Below are 17,028 nucleotides of genomic sequence, written 5' to 3' on the forward strand. Positions count from 1 at the left end.
CATGAAGAATATCATCTATATTTTACTCTTGATTTCCCAAACATTTTGGGCTCAGAGTGTTTTTGATAAAGGAAACGAACACTATCGAAAAGGCAATTACCAAGAAGCGATAAATGCTTACGAAAGTATCTTAAAAGATAAAAAAGAGTCATGTGATTTGTATTATAACCTAGCCAACAGTTATTATAAATTGAATCAAATTGCACCAGCAATTTATTACTATGAAAAAGCACTTTTGATTAGTCCGAATGACAAAGACATTCAAAATAACCTCAAATTCGCAAAAAACAGCACTATAGATGACATAAAAACAATAGAAAAAGTGGGTTTTGAAAAAATGGTGAGTAATTTCACCGGGCTGTTTCACTATAACTCTTGGGCGTATATTTCGGTTGGATTGGCCATTTTGTTTTTGTTGTTTTTTATAGGCTATTATTTCTCACAAACAACTTTAGTAAAACGTATCTTTTTTATAGGAATGTTTATTGTTCCCATTTTTATATTAATGGCCGTTGGAGCAGCTGTTTTTGAAAAAAGTCGATACAAAAACATAAAACCGGCCATTGTGTTTGCCGATGTTATTTCAGTTAAAAACGAACCTCGTGAAAACGCAACAGACGCTTTTATTCTTCACGAGGGGACCAAAGTCTTTGTTTTAGAAAACGTTGATAATTGGAAAAAAATTCAACTCACCGATGAAACCGAAGGTTGGATTTTGAGCGAAGCCATTAAGGAGTTGAAGTAGTTTCTTCATATGTTTTTTTCACATTGTCAATCCAATTGGTAACCATTGGCATCATAAAGGAAGTTGTTTCTAAAATAGGACGATAGAAAATAGACTTGTCTTGCTTTTCTTTAGAAATGAGTTGATTTTCAACATTTATTTTTTGAATTAAATTCAATACAATTCCAATTAACAAAGTGGTTTTTAAAACACTAAAGATTCCACCCGCTAATTTATTTGCCCAACCTAAAAAAGCAAAATCGGCAATTTTTGTAAAAATCTTTGCTAACAGATGAACGGCAATTACAACTAAAATTAAGGTTAAAACGAAAGATGTAATTTGAATCGTTTGCGGATTCCAACTGACAAAATCGTCTAAAAAACCTTTCACCAAATAAGAAAATTTAATTGCCAGAAAAACACCTAAAATAAACGAAATGATAGAGGCAATTTCCACAAACAAACCGTTTTTGATGCCCTGATACAATCCGATAATTAATAAAACACCAATAGCAAAATCCATTTTAAAAAAATAAGTTTACTAAAATACTAATTTCCGTTTAATCTGTGGCAACTTCTTATCTTTGCAAAAAAATAATGGTGATTGATGGTAGAAATTATTCTTCCACCTTCCCACTTCCATCTTCCATCATGTCAAGAGATCTACAATTAAAAGAACGTTGGGAAAACGTTGTCACTATTCTCTCCAATCAATTTGCCGATGGCGAAGAGCTTGACCTCGATGCCATTATTTACTTAATTGGTGTTCAAGAATTGGGTAAGTTCAAACAAACATTCAAGAAAGACGAAAAAATTAATTTAATGCATATTGCTATCTGTCGTTTATTGGAGCCCTATGGTTACTATGAATTTGATTTTTACGATAACGACGGTTGGCCGCATTACAAAGTAAAAGAAGAACTACCGCCATTAAAAGCAGGTGAACAATCCGTTTTGATGAAAGAAGCGATTGTGCATTATTTTTTGGAAAGGGAACTGATTAAATAGTTGTCAGTTTTTATAAAAACTCCCAACTTCCAACTTCCAACTCCCAACTTTTTCCTAAATTTGCACCTTTCAATGCACGAAAGATGATAGACAAAATCAAAGAATATATCGCCGAAGCACAAGCGTTTCAAACAGATAATAAAGATTCGCTTGAACAATTTAGAATAAAATTTTTAGGAAGCAAAGGGCTGTTGAAAGACTTATTTGCCGAATTTAAAAATGTTCCCAACGAACAGAAAAAAGAGTTCGGTCAAGTGATTAATACCTTGAAAAACACCGCAGAAGAAAAAGTAAAATCCATTCAGGAAATGTTGGAGAGCAAAGAAGAATCGGTGGGTATTTTTGGCGATTTAACTCGTCCGGGTGAGCCTTTCCCAATTGGGTCACGTCATCCTATTTCGCTGGTGAAAAATCAAATTATCGATATTTTTTCAACGATAGGTTTCAACGTTTCCGAAGGGCCGGAAATTGAAGACGATTGGCATAATTTTACGGCTTTAAACCTTCCGGAATACCATCCGGCAAGAGATATGCAGGACACGTTTTTTATTCAAACCAATCCCGATGTTTTGTTGCGAACACATACATCATCCGTGCAGGTCCGATATATGGAAAACAACAAACCGCCAATAAGAACGATTTCTCCGGGACGAGTTTTCCGTAATGAAGCTGTTTCCTCACGTTCTCATTGTATTTTCCATCAAGTGGAAGGTTTATATATAGACAAAGATGTTTCGTTTGCCGACTTGAAGCAAACACTTTTATATTTCACTAAAGAAATGTTCGGCAAGTCAAAAATTCGTTTAAGACCTTCTTATTTCCCTTTTACTGAGCCAAGTGCTGAGGTAGATATTTATTGGGGTTTAAAAACCGAAACCGATTACCGCATCACCAAAGGAACCGGATGGTTAGAAATCATGGGTTGCGGAATGGTTGACCCAAATGTGTTGAAAAACTGTGGCATCAATCCGGATGAATACAATGGTTTTGCTTTTGGAATGGGTATTGAACGTATTGCGATGCTTTTATACCAAATTGGCGATATTCGTATGTTTTATGAAAATGATGTTCGCTTTTTAGAGCAATTTAAAACGAGTATATAAGAATTTAGAATTATGATTAACGATTTTTGATTGCAGATTTAATTCCACAATCAAAAATCGTTATTCTTCAATCGTTAATCCCATGAAATCCGACATTATCATCCCCAAAGTAGAAAACGTCTTTTTAGCCGCCATCCAAGAATGGAACGACGACTTTATGGACAACGTTTGGAATGTCTATCTAATTAATGACAGTGACTACAAATTAGACAGCGTGATGGTCGTTTCAAAAGCATTTGGAACCGTTAATGGAGAAATGAAAAAAACATCACTTTTGCGACATGCTTTTGTGGAAATACCTTCTGTTTCTGCTGTCAAAATTGAAATGATTGAAGCCAGTGTTTTGGCTCTGAACAACGAATTTATGGTAACCTATTTCATTGGAAACACTTTATACGATAAAAAATTTACCTTTAGAACCAATACCATCAACGAACGAGCAACGGAAGAAGTGCCTGTTTTGTTTAAGAATGGGGTGGTAGTAAGGTAACTGCTTATTCTTTTTTCTGAAGTTTCACTTTTTCTTTCCAACTGAAATATCCTATAAAAAAAGTTCCAATTAGAATATATCCCAAATACCTTAAGTAATACTTAAAACTTGAAATTTGGTCATAAAATGAATTTTCTTTTAAATCAAATAACGTCATAATAACACACATGACAGAACCCCATATAATTCCTGTTTTTATTTGATATTTCCAACGTGAATTCATCTAATCTAACTTATCCGTCAATTTTTTAAACACGCTTTTCGGGTCTTTACTTTCGTATAGAATTTGATAAACCGCATCAATAATTGGGGTTTTGGCTTTGTATTCTTGGTTGAGTTTATATGCACTTTTCACGGCATAATAGCCTTCGGCAACCATACTCATTTCCATCATAGCACTTTTCACGGTATAACCTTTTCCAATCATGTTTCCAAACATTCGGTTGCGTGAAAAAACAGAATAACCGGTTACCAATAAATCACCCAAATAAGCTGAATTATTGATATTGCGTTTCATTTTATGTACTTTTCGGATGAATTTCTTCATTTCTCTAATCGCATTACTCATCAACAACGCTTGAAAATTATCCCCATAACCTAAACCGTGAGCCATTCCGGCAGCAATGGCATAAATGTTTTTTAGCATTGCCGCATATTCGGTACCGATAATGTCATCGGATATTTTGGTTTTGATGTAATTGCTGTTCAAATTCTTGGCTACAATTTTGGCTTTTGACGCATCGGCACACGCTATTGTTAAATACGATAGACGTTCTAACGCCACCTCTTCTGCATGACACGGACCGGTAATTACACCAATGTTTTCATACGGAATGTCATATTGTTTATGAAAATGTTCGCCAACAATCAAAAACGTTTCGGGAACAATTCCTTTAATGGCAGAAAAAATGATTTTATCATTTAATGAAGTTTTTAATTTGGCTAATTCAGCACTCAAAAAAGCCGAGGGGATAGCGAAAACAAGAATATCGGCAAAGTTAACAGCTTCGTTTATATCTGTAGTTAAGTGCAATTTTTTAGTATCAAATTCAACGGAGCTAAGGTAATTGGGGTTGTGCTTTTCGGTTCTGATGTGGTCAATTGCATTTTGATTTCGCATGTACCAACAAATTTGCGGTTGATTAACACAGAGCATTTTTGCTATGGCTGTAGCCCAACTTCCGCCACCAATTACTGCAAATTTTGGAGAATTGTTCATTTTGTTTGTTTAGTTTGCAAAGGTAAATTTAACCTAATTTTTTAAATTCATAGTTCAAAATTGTAATCAATTTATTTGAAGAAACCGTTTTGCCAACTGAAAACTGATTTTCAATAAATTGAGGCGGAACTAAATTCAATTCCAACGCTTTTTCTGTGTAATATTTTTTTCGACTGAGATGAAAAGGAGTGACCGCATTAAAAACAGTATTCCATACCTCTTTTTCAATAATTTTGTGAATGATTTCAATACAGTCGATTTGATGAATTAAGTTGATGGGAGCTTCCGGATTTTCTAGATTATTTTTTCCTGCTAGAAATGTAATCGGATGACGGTCTTCGCCAATTAATCCACCAAAACGGAGAATTGTAGTTTGAAAATTGGTGTTTTGTAAAAGTAAATTTTCAACTGTAAGTAATTGTTTTCCGCTTTCCGTTTCCGGATTTGGAACAGTTTCTTCGGTTACAATTTGATTTTCATCAGCATAAACCGAAGTAGAACTCACAAAAATCACTTTTTTAACCGACGATTTTTCGATAAACGGAATAAAATTCTCCATTTTCGCCACAAAACTTTCACTGGAACTTCCTCTTAATCCGGGTGGAATGTTGATGATTAAAATCTCTGAATTTTCTAAAAAATCGACAATTTCTTGTGAAATATCATTCGCTTGAAGCGAAATTAAAAAAGGTAAAATGCCTTCATTTTGAAGTAATTCTAATTTTGTTTCGGTTGTGGTTGATCCTTTTATCGAATAGCCATTTTGAAGCAAATGTTTCGCCAAAGGCATTCCCAGCCAGCCACAACCTAAAATGCTAATTTGTTTCAAGACTGTCTTTTTGAGTGATTAAAGAATCTGTTTCAGTGGCCATACTTTCTTTGATTTCTACCTTGTTTGGTTTCGCTTTATAAAGTTTCTTCTTCACGACAATTGCATCATTTAACACAAAAGGCATGGGTATAAAAGCACTCGGTCGTTTAGGAATGCTAAACTGCGGATTTTCCAATAAATCAAATGAAGAAACCATAATGTCTAATTCTAACTTGTCTTCTTTGTGAATTTGAAAACTCAATAGTAATGGTTTGTTATTAATCGGATAATAATTCAAAAGGTTGGATTTTTTTCGTTTAAATAAGCTTCCTTCTTGATTGATATTTTGCATACCATTTGCTTTCAAATGGTGGATTTTTAATTTTTCCGGAGCAAAAATATCCATGCGGTTAACGTTTCTATTAGCATCAATTCTTATTGTAAGTGCTCGTTGATTGCCCACCACTGTATCTCTTATAAAAGTAAATGTTGGTGTGGGTATGTTTTTCTTTGGAGCTTCAGCAGAATAACTATAACCGGAATTGTATTTACTAGTCAATCCGTGTTGGTTTAAACTGTTGTCTAAATTTGGTTTTTCGCCTACATAATTTTTGGTCCAATTGTCTAAAACTTTGTTATAGGTTGCCCAATTGGATTTGTCTTTATCAGCATCGTAAACATAAAGTAAGCTGTTGGGTTTACCTTTTCCTTTTTCAAAATCACTGTCAACATGAGCTTTAATAAAAAAACCAATGGAAATGATAAACATAAAAGTTCCCCAACCGGCTTTCATCGAAAAACTACCAAAAACAGGAAGCAAAAGCGTAAAGGTCAGCACAACTAAAACGGCACTTCCGGCAAGCATTTTTAACCCTAAACCAATTGGGAACAATTGAATGAATGGAACTAAAATCATCAAAGCCGGAATACTAAAAGCAACATTGATAAATGGATTTGATTTTTCTTTAAAAACAAAAAAAGCAAGTGTAAAAACAGCAAAATAGGCTGGGAATACAAAAAAAGCGGCTCCTTGTAAATAGAAACAAATTAAAAAATTGAGAATAAACCACAAAAATACCGGAGCTACAAAATGACTTGGCACCAATTTTATTTTGGTAAATTTGGCATATATCCAAAAGCAAATAGCCAACGAAAGCAATACAAATGCAGCAATATAACTATGTCCGTTATAGGTGAATCCATGCAACATATCTTGGTATTGTGGATAAAGCGACTGAATCATTTCCCAACCAAAAAAAGTAACCAATTCTACAATAATGAGGGATAAAAATAAAGGAACAAATCCTCGGATAATTTCTTTAAAATCTAATAAATGTTTCCCTAAACCAATGGTTACAATGCCTATAAAAAATACAAAAGCCACAATTAATAGCGGAAAATTCCATGAAAAAGGATAATGAAAAAAACCAATTGGAGAACTGAAATAAACGTGTTCTTCATCTGTTTTAAGATTACTCAAATCAGCATTTGAATAATAATTCAGCAATGGCATTAAATAAGTTGCTTGATGTTCAATGGATTCGGGTGTAATGTTTTCAAAATTATCTTGAACCGTATGATAATCAAAATGGTCATCAATAAACGCAAAGTTAAAACCGGGGATATCGGCTTTTTCTCGAAAAGCGGTTAAATCGGTGTCGTTAGGCAACATTTTGTAAATGCTGTACATCAAGGAATTAGAAACCGGATATTTTGGATTGGCTTCACTAAATGTTTTAATTAAATTGGCATTTCCGCCATTAGTTTCTGCCAACATCATGGATGGCCCTGCTGTTCCACGAGCTTCAAAATTGATGACTAAACCCACTTCTTTTGCCCAAGGATGTTCGGAAGCAAAGGCATACGCACCGTTTAAACCCAATTCTTCTGCATCTGAAAAAACAATAATTATGTCGTTTTTTGGTGTTTTGTTTGAATGCAAAAAGGTTCTGATACCTTCTAAAATAACGCCCAAACCATTTGCATCATCACTCGCACCATATGATTTGGTATGAGGAGCACTGTCAAAGTGAGTGAGTAACAAAAGTGATTTTGAAGAATCGAAACCTTTAACTTTGGCTATAATATTTTGTGTTTCCACTAAATTATTCCATTTACTTAGAATGGTACTTTTTTGAATTTGTGGAGAAAGACCTAACTTTTTCAATTCCCCTTCTAAATAATTCATAACATTTTGATGGTAGGGTGAACCCACATAATGCGGTTCTTTTGAAATTTCTTTCACATGTTTTAAAGCTCTTTCAGTTGAGAATTCTGAAAGCGGCAGATTTCCTTTTGAATAATCAGAGGGCATCATTCGGTAAAAAATGAACCAAATAATTCCGATCAACAAAATGGAAATGAGAAACGATGCGTAATTTTTTTTCATGATTGAAAGTGATTGTGGTTAGTGGTCTCTTTTGACTAACATGAAATAGTCGTTTTCTAATGCCAGATAGCCCTGATCATACAAAAAATGATAAGTGTTTCCTGTTTTGGTGTGTAAAGCGGAAGTGAAAAATTCAAAATCAAAACCTTTGCTGAGTAATTTTGATTTGGTGGTTTTACTTTTTCCTTCCACATTTAACTCACATAAAATACGATAATTTTTTCGTAACTTGTTGTTAATGTTTCGCATCAAATTGTTGCTGTCTTTGTTCATTTTGTTGTTGTAGGCATTTCTACAACCGTCGCTGCAAAACTTTTTATCTTCGCGGCCCATAATTTTTTCACCACATTCTAAACAGTTTTTCATGTTATTTTAACTTTTTGATATTATATAAATCATGTCGTCTATCTTTTAAAATTCGAACCGTTCCAAATTCGTGCAATTGTTTCAGTAAATCCAAATCAACATCAACAATTAAGGTCATTTCTGTGTTTGGCGTGGCTTCGGCCTTTATTCCATTACTTGGGAAAGCAAAATCAGAAGGCGTAAAAACCGCCGATTGAGCATACTGAATATCCATGTTATTTACTTTTGGTAAGTTTCCAACACAACCGGCAATGGCCACATAACATTCGTTTTCAATGGCTCTGGACTGTGCACAATGTTTCACACGGGTATAACCATTCTGAGTATCCGTTAAAAACGGAACGAAAAGAATATTCATTCCTTCATCGGCCATTAAACGTGATAATTCCGGAAATTCCACATCATAGCAAATCATAATCCCAATTTTTCCACAATCGGTATCAAACGTTTTAATTTGCGAACCGCCTTTCATTCCCCAATGCAACGATTCGTTGGGTGTGATGTGAATTTTAGTATACATTTCGCTGCTTCCATCTCGTTTACACAAAAACCCGACGTTATACAAAACACCATTTTCTAGATAAGGCATACTTCCTGTAATGATGTTTATGTTATAGGAAATAGCATATTCTTGAAATCTTTTTCGAATAGGCTCCGAATGTTTTGCCAATTCACGAATGGCATCAGCTTCTGAAAGATGGTTGTAATCAGCCATTAATGGTGCCGTGAAAAGTTCGGGGAAAAGTGCAAAATCACTACCGTAACCGGAAACCACATCAATAAAAAATTCGGCTTGTTCAAAAAGTTGTTCCAAGTTGTTTAGCGGACGCATTTGCCATTGAATCAATCCTAAACGAATTACACTTTTTTTAAGGTTGATTAAATTCGGGTTTTCATCGTAATAGATGTTGTTCCATTCCATCAAAACCGCATATTCGTTTGAACTTGTATCGCCAACCAAATAGTTTTTCATGATTTTTTTTACGTGAAAATCGTTGCTGATTTGAAATGATAGAACCGGATCATACAGTTCTTTTTGTTTTACTTTTTCGATGTATTGTTTGGGTGAAAGTTCTTCTTTATAATCGATATAATTGGGAATTCTTCCGGCGAAAATGATGGATTTAAGGTTCAATTGTTCGCATAATTCTTTTCGGGCATCATACAAACGTCTTCCTAAACGCAAACCTCTAAATTTTGGATGAATAAACACGTCAATTCCATATAATACTTCACCCGAAGGATTGTGTGTGTCAAAAGAATAATTTCCGGTAATTTGAGCATAAGTGTGATTAGCAATCACTTTTCTATAATCAATAATCAATGAAAGTGCGGAACCAACTACCTTTCCATCTACTAAAACAACTAATTGTCCTTCGGGGAAAATGGAAAGTAATTTTTCGATGTGATGTTCCTTCCAATAGGAGTTTTCCAACTCGCTATAGGCTTCCATCATCGAGTTTTTTAATTCTTTGTAATCTTCAATCTGTAAATTTCGTAATTCAATTTTTTTAATCGTTTCCTGCATATAGTTTTGTTTTTCTGCAAGATACAAAAAATATTTTCCGTTTACAAACGTTTACAAATATTTACAACCGAAAGTAAATGATTTTATACCGAATAAATTTTGCAAACCGTTAAATCTTTGCATTGTCGAAAACAAACAACGACAAAAATTAATTTATAACCATTTAAAATTTTACAAGCCATGAATGCATTAAAAAACAAAGTACAGTTAATCGGACACGTAGGAAAAGATCCAATTGTCAGAGATTTAGAAGGAGGAAAAAAAGTTGCATCCTTATCACTTGCTACCAAAGATATTTATGTAAACAAAAGTGGAGACCAAAAAGAACAAACCCAATGGCATAATGTAGTTGCTTGGGGCAAAACAGCCGAAATCATCGAAAAATTTGTTGATAAAGGAAAAAAAATCGGATTGACCGGGAAGTTGACTTCCAGAAGTTATGACGACAAAGAAGGCAACAAACGTTATGTAACCGAAGTAGTCATCAATGAACTTCTTTTGATGAACTAAGCATCAATTTCAATATCAAAATTCAAAAATCAATATTAATTATTAAATTTTATACGCCATGAACACTATGAAAAACAGAGTACAGTTAATCGGTCACGTTGGGAATGACCCGGAAGTAAAAACCTTTGAAGGAGGAAAAGTAGCTAATGTAAATATTGCTACTAATGAAACCTACACCAACAAGAAAGGTGAAAAAGTAGAGCAAACCGAATGGCACCGTATCGTTGCATGGGATAAAAATGCTGAAATCATCGAAAAGTTTGTAACCAAAGGAAAAGAAATTGCCATTGAAGGCAAACTTTCCACTAGAAGTTATGACGACAAAGAAGGAAACAAACGTTATATCACAGAAGTAGTGGTGAGCGATGTAATGGTCTTGGGTAAAAACTAAAATTTAATTTTCATTATGAAAGTAAAACATTTTAGAGTTCGTGTGAGTGGGGAGCACTTGCAGAACGATCAAGACGCTATTAATCAATTTTTAAGGGAAGTAACAGTTGAAAAAACGGCAACCAACTTTATCTCAGGAATGATTGATTATTGGTCGGTTTTGGTTTTTTATTCGCCAAAAACTGAGAAAACTAAAGAGTCCAATGAAACAGAAAAAGTAGCCGTGTTGAATTATGAAGAGTTAACGCAAGAAGAAAAAAACACATTGAATTCGCTGAAACATTGGCGAAGCGAGAAATCATCAAAATTAGGATTGCCGCAATATATGATTTGTCATAATTCTGAATTGATGACGATAGCAAAATTAAAACCGGATTCTGTTGATGAACTGAAAAAAATCAAAGGTTTTGGTGAGAATAAAATTTCACGATATGGTAACGATATTATTTCATTATTAAACGCCAGTTAAAACCAATTTAATTTAGACCAAAGCGACAATCGAAAAAATTGTCGCTTTTTTTATGAAAATAGGAATTTGTACACGTTTAAATTATAAAGTTTTCAACACGAAAACGTTTTCGATGAGGTGTTGTGTATTTTTGATGTTAAATTATTGAACAGTTTGTTTAACTTTACTGTAAATTAACATAAATCATATGAGCCAGTTAAAAATTATTTTTATTTTAGTATTGATGTGTTTGCTTTCAATTAGTTCCTTTGGACAAGTTGGAATTAACACGACTACGCCTTTAAGTACTTTAGATATTAATGGAAATTTATCCGTTAAAGTCGTTTCGTTAAATGGTGGTCCGGCTTTTGGTGCAACATTAATAAACGATGGTGTTTATATAAATTTAACTCCAACTCCAGGAAATCTTCAATTTTACTTAAATGATCCAGCAACTACACCCGGAAGAGTTTATATTTTAAGAAATATAACAGATTTTGAAACTGTAGAATTGTATACCGCCGGCGGAAAAAGATTTTTCAATAAAACCACAAAAGTTGGCTCAGCAGTAAACGGCCCCATCTTTTTACCACCCAATAGCGTTGGAAAATCAATAATTATTGTGAGTGATGGTATAAATTGGACTTATTTCGACTAAATAATTCAACCCTAATTATTTGTTAAGCAAAATCGGCAAAACTTCTGTAATTTTTTCAATTGTTTTAAAGTTGGGATGTTCTACTTTGTGATCAATTCGTTCGTGAGCCCAAGTGGTATGAAAAGGAACGTGAACGGCATATCCTCCAATTTGCAAAACCGGTAAAACATCCGATTTTAGTGAATTTCCAATCATAAAAAATTCTTCCGGTTTAATTTCAAGTCGTCCAATTAATTTTTGATAATCCAACACTTGTTTGTCCGACATCACTTCAATATGATGAAAATATTTCCCCAAACCCGAATCGTGTAATTTACGTTGTTGATCTTTTAAATCGCCTTTAGTTGCAACAACCAATTTGTATTTTCCGTGTAACTCTGCCAAAGTTTCCTCAACTCCATCTAACAATTCAATTGGTTTTTCTAATAATTCTTTACCGTATTGAATAATTTTTTCGACAATTTCGATTGAAATTGTGTTATTCGAAATTTTCATCGCTGCTTCAATCATCGACAAAATATAGGCTTTAATTCCATAACCATAAACCGGTAAATTTTGAATTTCCGTCCGAAATAATTCCTGCGATAAACTTTGATGTGATAAATAATCTTCCATCAAACCACAGAATTTCTTCTCCGTTTCTTCAAAATAAGGTTCGTTGACAAATAAAGTGTCGTCGGCGTCGAATGCGATTACTTTTAGGTTCATATATTGTTTTTTTAAGAAATCATTGCCCCATTATCCACCCCATCCGCATCCGGATTTACAAAAACCAATTTTCCTTCTGCATTGTTGGTCATTAAAATCATACCTTGGCTTTCTACACCACGTAAGGCTCTTGGGGCTAAATTTACTAAAACGGTCACCCGTTTTCCAACCACTTCTTCCGGTGAAAAATGCTCAGCAATTCCAGAAACAATGGTTCGCACATCCATTCCGGTATCCACTTTTAAGACCAATAATTTATTGGCTTTTGGCATTTTTTCGGCTTCTAAAATCGTGCCGACACGCAAATCCAATTTTGAAAAATCTTCAAACGTGGCAGTTTCTTTTTGGGGTTCAACGGTTTTGTTTTCCATTTTGTTTGCAGTTTTGGTGGCTTCTAATTTGTCTATTTGTTTTTGAATCTCGGCATCGTCAATTTGAGCAAATAATATTTCTGCCTGACCGATTTTGTGACCGGGTTTAACTAATTCGGATGATTTGGAAACTTTCTCCCAACTAATCAAATCATTTTTTAAAATAGTGACCATCTTTTTCGCCGTAAACGGTAAAAACGGTTCCGATAAAATTCCCAATGCCGTCGCAATTTGCAACGCTACATACATCTGTGTTTTCACCCGTTCCGGATCTGTTTTCACCATTTTCCATGGTTCTTCGTCAGCTAAATATTTGTTTCCTAAACGAGCCACATTCATCAATTCGCCCAAGGCTTCTCTAAACCGGTAACGTTCAATTGAACTTGAAATCACTGCCGGATAGGCTTTTAATTCTGCTAAAGTTTGTTCGTCCACTTCCGTAAATTCATTCGGCTGAGGCACTATTCCATCATAATATTTATTTGTCAATACCACTACGCGATTAATGAAATTCCCATAAATAGCGGCCAATTCATTATTGTTTCTCGCTTGAAAATCCTTCCAAGTAAAATCATTGTCTTTGGTTTCCGGTGCATTCGCAGTCAAAGCATATCGCAACACATCTTGTTTATCCGGGAAATCAATCAAATATTCGTGCAACCAAACCGCCCAATTTTTAGACGTTGATAATTTATTGCCCTCCAAATTCAAAAATTCATTCCCCGGAACATTATCAGGCAAAATATAGCTTCCTTCGGCTTTTAACATCACCGGAAAAATGATACAATGAAAAACAATGTTATCTTTTCCAATAAAATGAACCAATTTCGTATCGGCATCTTTCCAATACGGTTCCCAATCTTTTCCTTCTTTAGCAGCCCATTCTTTGGTTGAAGAAATATATCCAATCGGAGCGTCAAACCATACGTATAACTTTTTGCCTTCGGCACCTTCCACCGGAACATCAATTCCCCAATCCAAATCTCGCGTTACGGCTCTTGGCTCCAAACCTCCATCTACCCATGATTTTACTTGTCCGTAAACATTGGGTTTCCAATCGTTTTTATGGCCCTCCAAAATCCATTCCCGTAAAAAAGCTTCGTAACGATTCAATGGCAAAAACCAGTGTTTGGTTTCTTTTTTCACCGGAGTCGTGCCGGTTATGGTCGATTTGGGGTTAATCAAATCTGTCGCATTCAACGTGGAACCACATTTTTCACATTGGTCGCCATACGCTTCTTCGTTGCCGCATTTCGGACACGTTCCCATCACAAATCGATCGGCCAAAAACTGCTGAGCTTGCTCGTCAAACAATTGTTCGGTGACTTCTTCCACAAAATCGCCGTTTTCATACAATTTTCTAAAAAAAGCCGATGCTGTTTCATGGTGAATTTTAGCCGATGTCCGCGAATAATTATCAAACGAAATCCCAAAATCCATAAATGATTTCCGAATAATTCCGTCGTATTTATCAATCACTTGCTGAGGCGTAATACCTTCTTTTTTGGCTTTCATCGAAATCGCCACGCCGTGTTCATCGCTACCGCAAATAAACGCCACATCTTTGCCTTGCAAACGCAAGTAGCGGGCATAAATATCAGACGGAACATAAACGCCCGCCAAATGTCCAATGTGAATTGGGCCGTTCGTATAGGGCAAAGCCGCCGTAATCGTATATCTTTTCGGATTTTCTATCATAATTTCGAAATTGTATGCAAAAATAAGTTTTTTATCGCAGAGACACGAAGCAATGACTTCAGAGATTTCATTTTATTTTTTTCAAGAAGCTATTCCGGCTATTCGTTCCAAGCTTTTTTGTCTTGTTGTTTTTTTCTAAGGCAAAAAAAGAGCTTTCGTTGGTCGCTATTTTTTGCCAATAAAAAATACAACCATCCTGCAAAAGGCTTTCCACTACTATCCGGGCTAAAAAATTCGGGTAACAAATCATTTCAAAACAAATCAACTTGCTAAACCAAAGGATAATTTGTTTATTTGTTAAAAGAAAACCGGTGAACATGAAAAACGTTATAACCCTTTTATTCCTTTCACTTTTTTTCACCACCAAAGCTCAAATGGAAAAAAAAATGATAACTCCACCGTATTTACAAAAAGGCGACACGGTTGCCATTGTTGCCACCGCCCGAAAACACCTTAATGACGACCTAAAATTGGCCCAAGAATTTTTGGAAAACTGGGGATTAAAGACTGTTATTGGTTCTTCTATTGGGTTAGATAATCACCAATTGGCCGGAACTGACGAAGACCGAGCAAAAGATTTTCAAACGCAAATGAACAACCCGAATGTAAAAGCTATTTGGTGCGTTCGTGGCGGCTACGGAACCGTTCGGATGGTTGATTTGATTGATTTTTCAACCTTTAAGAAAAATCCTAAATGGGTGATTGGGTTTAGTGATGTAACGGTTTTACACAGTCATTTGAATACGTTAGGTTTTCAATCCATTCACGGAATGATGCCGGTTAATATCCCGAGAGCCACACCCGAAGCCAAAGAAAGCTTACGCAAAGCCTTATTTGGCGAAAGTCTTTCCTATTCGATTCCATATGATAAAATGAACAAATTAGGCAAAGCCAAAGGTGAATTGGTTGGCGGCAATCTTTCCATTTTATACAGTTTGTTTGGGTCGGCTTCTGCGATAGATTGCACCGATAAAATTTTATTTTTAGAGGATTTAGACGAATATTTATACCACATCGACCGCATGCTGATGAACCTCAAACGCAACGGATGTTTAGAAAGTTTAAAAGGTATTGTAGTAGGAAGCATGACCAAAATGAACGATAACGAAATTCCGTGGGGCAAAAACGCCTTGGAAATTATTCAAGATATTACCCTAAAATATAATATTCCGATAGTTTACAATTTCCCGGCAGGACATATTCCGGATAACCGAGCCTTGGTTTTTGGAAGGCAGGTAATGTTAGAAGTGACAGAAAACGGTACGAGTTTGAAGTTTGAATGAAAATAGATTACTTTATATATTCGGTTATACTTTTAGTACTTGCATATTTTTTATTTAAATCTATGCTCAAGTGGGAACAGTTTTTAGCAAGTAAAAACGAAAGGAGTTCAATATTTATTAAATCAAGAAAGATTAATAATAGAATTTTTTTAGCTTTCCTGATAATAGTAGCTGTCATTTTTCTATTAAAATCTTGGGTAGAAAATGAGTAATTAATTTTATTTACTATGGCAAAACACAATGAACTTGGTCAAAAAGGAGAAGAAATAGCCGCTGATTTTCTACAAAAAGCAGGTTATGAAATCTTGGAACGCAATTGGGTTTTTCAAAAAGCCGAGTTGGATATCGTGGCCCAAAAAGATAACATTTTAGCCATAGTGGAAGTCAAAACCCGAACTTCTGCCGATTTTGGTTTACCACAAGATTTTGTAAAAGGAAAAAAGATTCAAAACTTAGTCAAAGCCGTTGATCAATACATGACCGAAAAAGACCTGGATTTGGAAGTACGTTTTGACATTATCGGGATTGTGCTCAACAATTACGAAACTTCTATTGAACACATTGAAGATGCTTTTTATTATTTTTAATGTTATATCTGTAACAAATTGTTTTTATTTATATCTTTGTGACGTTTTTTAAACGAAATGATATGAAAACAATTTCTTCGGTTGTAGAACATTACATTAAAACCAAACCGTTTTTATTGAGTGCTTTGTCGCAAGGGATCATCAATCTTACTTCATTATCCCGAAACATGATGCCCGAATTAGAGCAGGAATTGGGTAAAGATGTCAAGCAAGGAGCGGTGGTCATGGCTTTAAAACGCCTATCAGAAGAATTGGATTTTAAAGTGAATCACAAAATTTTAAAAGTCTTAAAAAACATTGGTGAAATCACGGTTCGTTCCTCATTAATCGATTATACGTTTGCGGTTTCCGAAACCATTTTAGACAAACAAGCGGCTTTGATTTCAGAAATCAACAAAGAAAATGGTATTTTTTACACGTCATCCCGTGGCGTAAATGAAACCAATATTGTGGTAAGCAATAGTGTTGGTTATTTAGTTGACAAACATTTTTCAGGTGAAAAACTGATTCAAAAATTGGATAATTTAGCCTCCATTACTGTAAAATTACCTAAAGAAAACATCAGCATTCCCGGGATTTATTACTTCATTTTTCAACGTTTGGCTTGGGAAGGAATTATTATTAATGAAGTCATTTCAACCTCCAACGAATTTACCATTTTAGTAAGCGAAGAAGAAGTTGATGTGGCGTTTAAAGTTATTAAGGACTTGAAGAGTTTGTAAACGTAAAAGGTTTGT

19 protein-coding genes are annotated in these 17,028 nt (G+C 34.8%); 11 read left to right on the forward strand and 8 right to left on the reverse strand.

The features are described from left to right. Position 1: 1 nt before the first annotated feature. Positions 2 to 745 carry a tetratricopeptide repeat protein gene (locus tag R2782_RS03720; protein ID WP_371266730.1) on the forward strand — a complete coding sequence of 248 codons (744 nt, stop codon included), beginning with the start codon at positions 2 to 4 and terminating at the stop codon, positions 743 to 745. Here the strand turns inward: R2782_RS03720 and R2782_RS03725 are convergent. Further along, the gene (locus R2782_RS03725) at positions 729 to 1,247 is read right to left on the reverse strand and encodes a CvpA family protein (protein WP_371266731.1); all 519 of its coding nucleotides are present in this window, start codon (positions 1,245 to 1,247) and stop codon (positions 729 to 731) included. The genes R2782_RS03720 and R2782_RS03725 overlap by 17 nt on opposite strands. Positions 1,248 to 1,375: 128 nt before the next feature. On the opposite strand from R2782_RS03725, the gene R2782_RS03730 reads away from it, so the two are divergent. The 3 genes from R2782_RS03730 (at position 1,376) to R2782_RS03740 (ending at position 3,325) form a co-directional block, all read left to right on the forward strand. After that, the gene (locus R2782_RS03730) at positions 1,376 to 1,732 is read left to right on the forward strand and encodes a hypothetical protein (RefSeq protein WP_371266947.1); all 357 of its coding nucleotides are present in this window, start codon (positions 1,376 to 1,378) and stop codon (positions 1,730 to 1,732) included. Between the two features lie 83 nt (positions 1,733 to 1,815). Then, on the forward strand, positions 1,816 to 2,835 hold the full coding sequence (gene pheS, locus R2782_RS03735; protein ID WP_371266732.1) for a phenylalanine--tRNA ligase subunit alpha: 1,020 nt from the start codon (positions 1,816 to 1,818) through the stop codon (positions 2,833 to 2,835). A gap of 82 nt (positions 2,836 to 2,917) precedes the next feature. Then, complete coding sequence (locus tag R2782_RS03740) at positions 2,918 to 3,325, forward strand: hypothetical protein (RefSeq protein ID WP_371266733.1); 408 nt, start codon at positions 2,918 to 2,920, stop codon at positions 3,323 to 3,325. A 223-nt stretch (positions 3,326 to 3,548) separates the two neighbouring features. Here the strand turns inward: R2782_RS03740 and R2782_RS03745 are convergent, their stop codons facing one another. Genes R2782_RS03745 through R2782_RS03765 form a run of 5 tightly spaced genes read right to left on the reverse strand, consistent with a single transcriptional unit; the run spans position 3,549 to position 9,638 of the window. Then, entirely contained in the window at positions 3,549 to 4,544 is a 996-nt protein-coding gene (locus R2782_RS03745; RefSeq protein WP_371266734.1) for an NAD(P)H-dependent glycerol-3-phosphate dehydrogenase, read from the reverse strand. A 28-nt stretch (positions 4,545 to 4,572) separates the two neighbouring features. Further along, entirely contained in the window at positions 4,573 to 5,373 is an 801-nt protein-coding gene (locus tag R2782_RS03750; protein WP_371266735.1) for an SDR family oxidoreductase, read from the reverse strand. Then, a complete protein-coding gene (locus R2782_RS03755; protein WP_371266736.1) occupies positions 5,360 to 7,744 on the reverse strand; it encodes a M28 family peptidase in 2,385 nt (794 codons plus the stop codon). The genes R2782_RS03750 and R2782_RS03755 overlap by 14 nt, the downstream gene beginning before the upstream one ends. An 18-nt stretch (positions 7,745 to 7,762) precedes the next feature. Next, positions 7,763 to 8,110, reverse strand: coding sequence for a hypothetical protein (locus R2782_RS03760; RefSeq protein WP_371266737.1), 348 nt, complete (start codon positions 8,108 to 8,110; stop codon positions 7,763 to 7,765). Position 8,111: 1 nt separating this feature from the next. Further along, positions 8,112 to 9,638 (reverse strand): GNAT family N-acetyltransferase, encoded by a 1,527-nt coding sequence (locus tag R2782_RS03765; protein WP_371266738.1) that lies wholly within the window; start codon positions 9,636 to 9,638, stop codon positions 8,112 to 8,114. A 180-nt stretch (positions 9,639 to 9,818) separates the two neighbouring features. Here R2782_RS03765 and R2782_RS03770 point away from each other — a divergent pair, with 180 nt between their 5' ends. The 4 genes from R2782_RS03770 (at position 9,819) to R2782_RS03785 (ending at position 11,644) form a co-directional block, all read left to right on the forward strand. Beyond that, positions 9,819 to 10,148: a single-stranded DNA-binding protein gene (locus R2782_RS03770; RefSeq protein WP_371266739.1), complete on the forward strand. Its 330-nt coding sequence runs from the start codon at positions 9,819 to 9,821 to the stop codon at positions 10,146 to 10,148. A gap of 67 nt (positions 10,149 to 10,215) precedes the next feature. Continuing rightward, a complete protein-coding gene (locus R2782_RS03775) occupies positions 10,216 to 10,539 on the forward strand; it encodes a single-stranded DNA-binding protein (RefSeq protein ID WP_371266740.1) in 324 nt (107 codons plus the stop codon). Between the two features lie 15 nt (positions 10,540 to 10,554). Next, positions 10,555 to 11,007 carry an HRDC domain-containing protein gene (locus R2782_RS03780; protein ID WP_371266741.1) on the forward strand — a complete coding sequence of 151 codons (453 nt, stop codon included), beginning with the start codon at positions 10,555 to 10,557 and terminating at the stop codon, positions 11,005 to 11,007. A gap of 187 nt (positions 11,008 to 11,194) precedes the next feature. Continuing rightward, entirely contained in the window at positions 11,195 to 11,644 is a 450-nt protein-coding gene (locus R2782_RS03785) for a hypothetical protein (protein ID WP_371266742.1), read from the forward strand. A 15-nt stretch (positions 11,645 to 11,659) separates the two neighbouring features. Here R2782_RS03785 and R2782_RS03790 read toward each other — a convergent pair whose 3' ends face one another. Further along, positions 11,660 to 12,352, reverse strand: coding sequence for an HAD family hydrolase (locus R2782_RS03790; protein WP_371266743.1), 693 nt, complete (start codon positions 12,350 to 12,352; stop codon positions 11,660 to 11,662). Positions 12,353 to 12,363: 11 nt separating this feature from the next. Further along, on the reverse strand, positions 12,364 to 14,421 hold the full coding sequence (gene metG / locus R2782_RS03795; RefSeq protein WP_371266744.1) for a methionine--tRNA ligase: 2,058 nt from the start codon (positions 14,419 to 14,421) through the stop codon (positions 12,364 to 12,366). A gap of 386 nt (positions 14,422 to 14,807) precedes the next feature. Here metG and R2782_RS03800 point away from each other — a divergent pair, with 386 nt between their 5' ends. The 3 genes from R2782_RS03800 to R2782_RS03810 all read left to right on the forward strand — a co-directional run bounded on the left by R2782_RS03800 (position 14,808) and on the right by R2782_RS03810 (position 17,013). Further along, complete coding sequence (locus R2782_RS03800; protein ID WP_371266948.1) at positions 14,808 to 15,704, forward strand: LD-carboxypeptidase; 897 nt, start codon at positions 14,808 to 14,810, stop codon at positions 15,702 to 15,704. 227 nt (positions 15,705 to 15,931) lie between these two features. Continuing rightward, the gene (locus R2782_RS03805; protein ID WP_371266745.1) at positions 15,932 to 16,291 is read left to right on the forward strand and encodes a YraN family protein; all 360 of its coding nucleotides are present in this window, start codon (positions 15,932 to 15,934) and stop codon (positions 16,289 to 16,291) included. Between the two features lie 62 nt (positions 16,292 to 16,353). Beyond that, on the forward strand, positions 16,354 to 17,013 hold the full coding sequence (locus tag R2782_RS03810) for an aspartate kinase (RefSeq protein ID WP_371266746.1): 660 nt from the start codon (positions 16,354 to 16,356) through the stop codon (positions 17,011 to 17,013). Positions 17,014 to 17,028 lie beyond the last annotated feature (15 nt).

Source organism: Flavobacterium sp. (genome assembly GCF_041392085.1).
Classification (GTDB): Bacteria; Bacteroidota; Bacteroidia; order Flavobacteriales; family Flavobacteriaceae; genus Flavobacterium.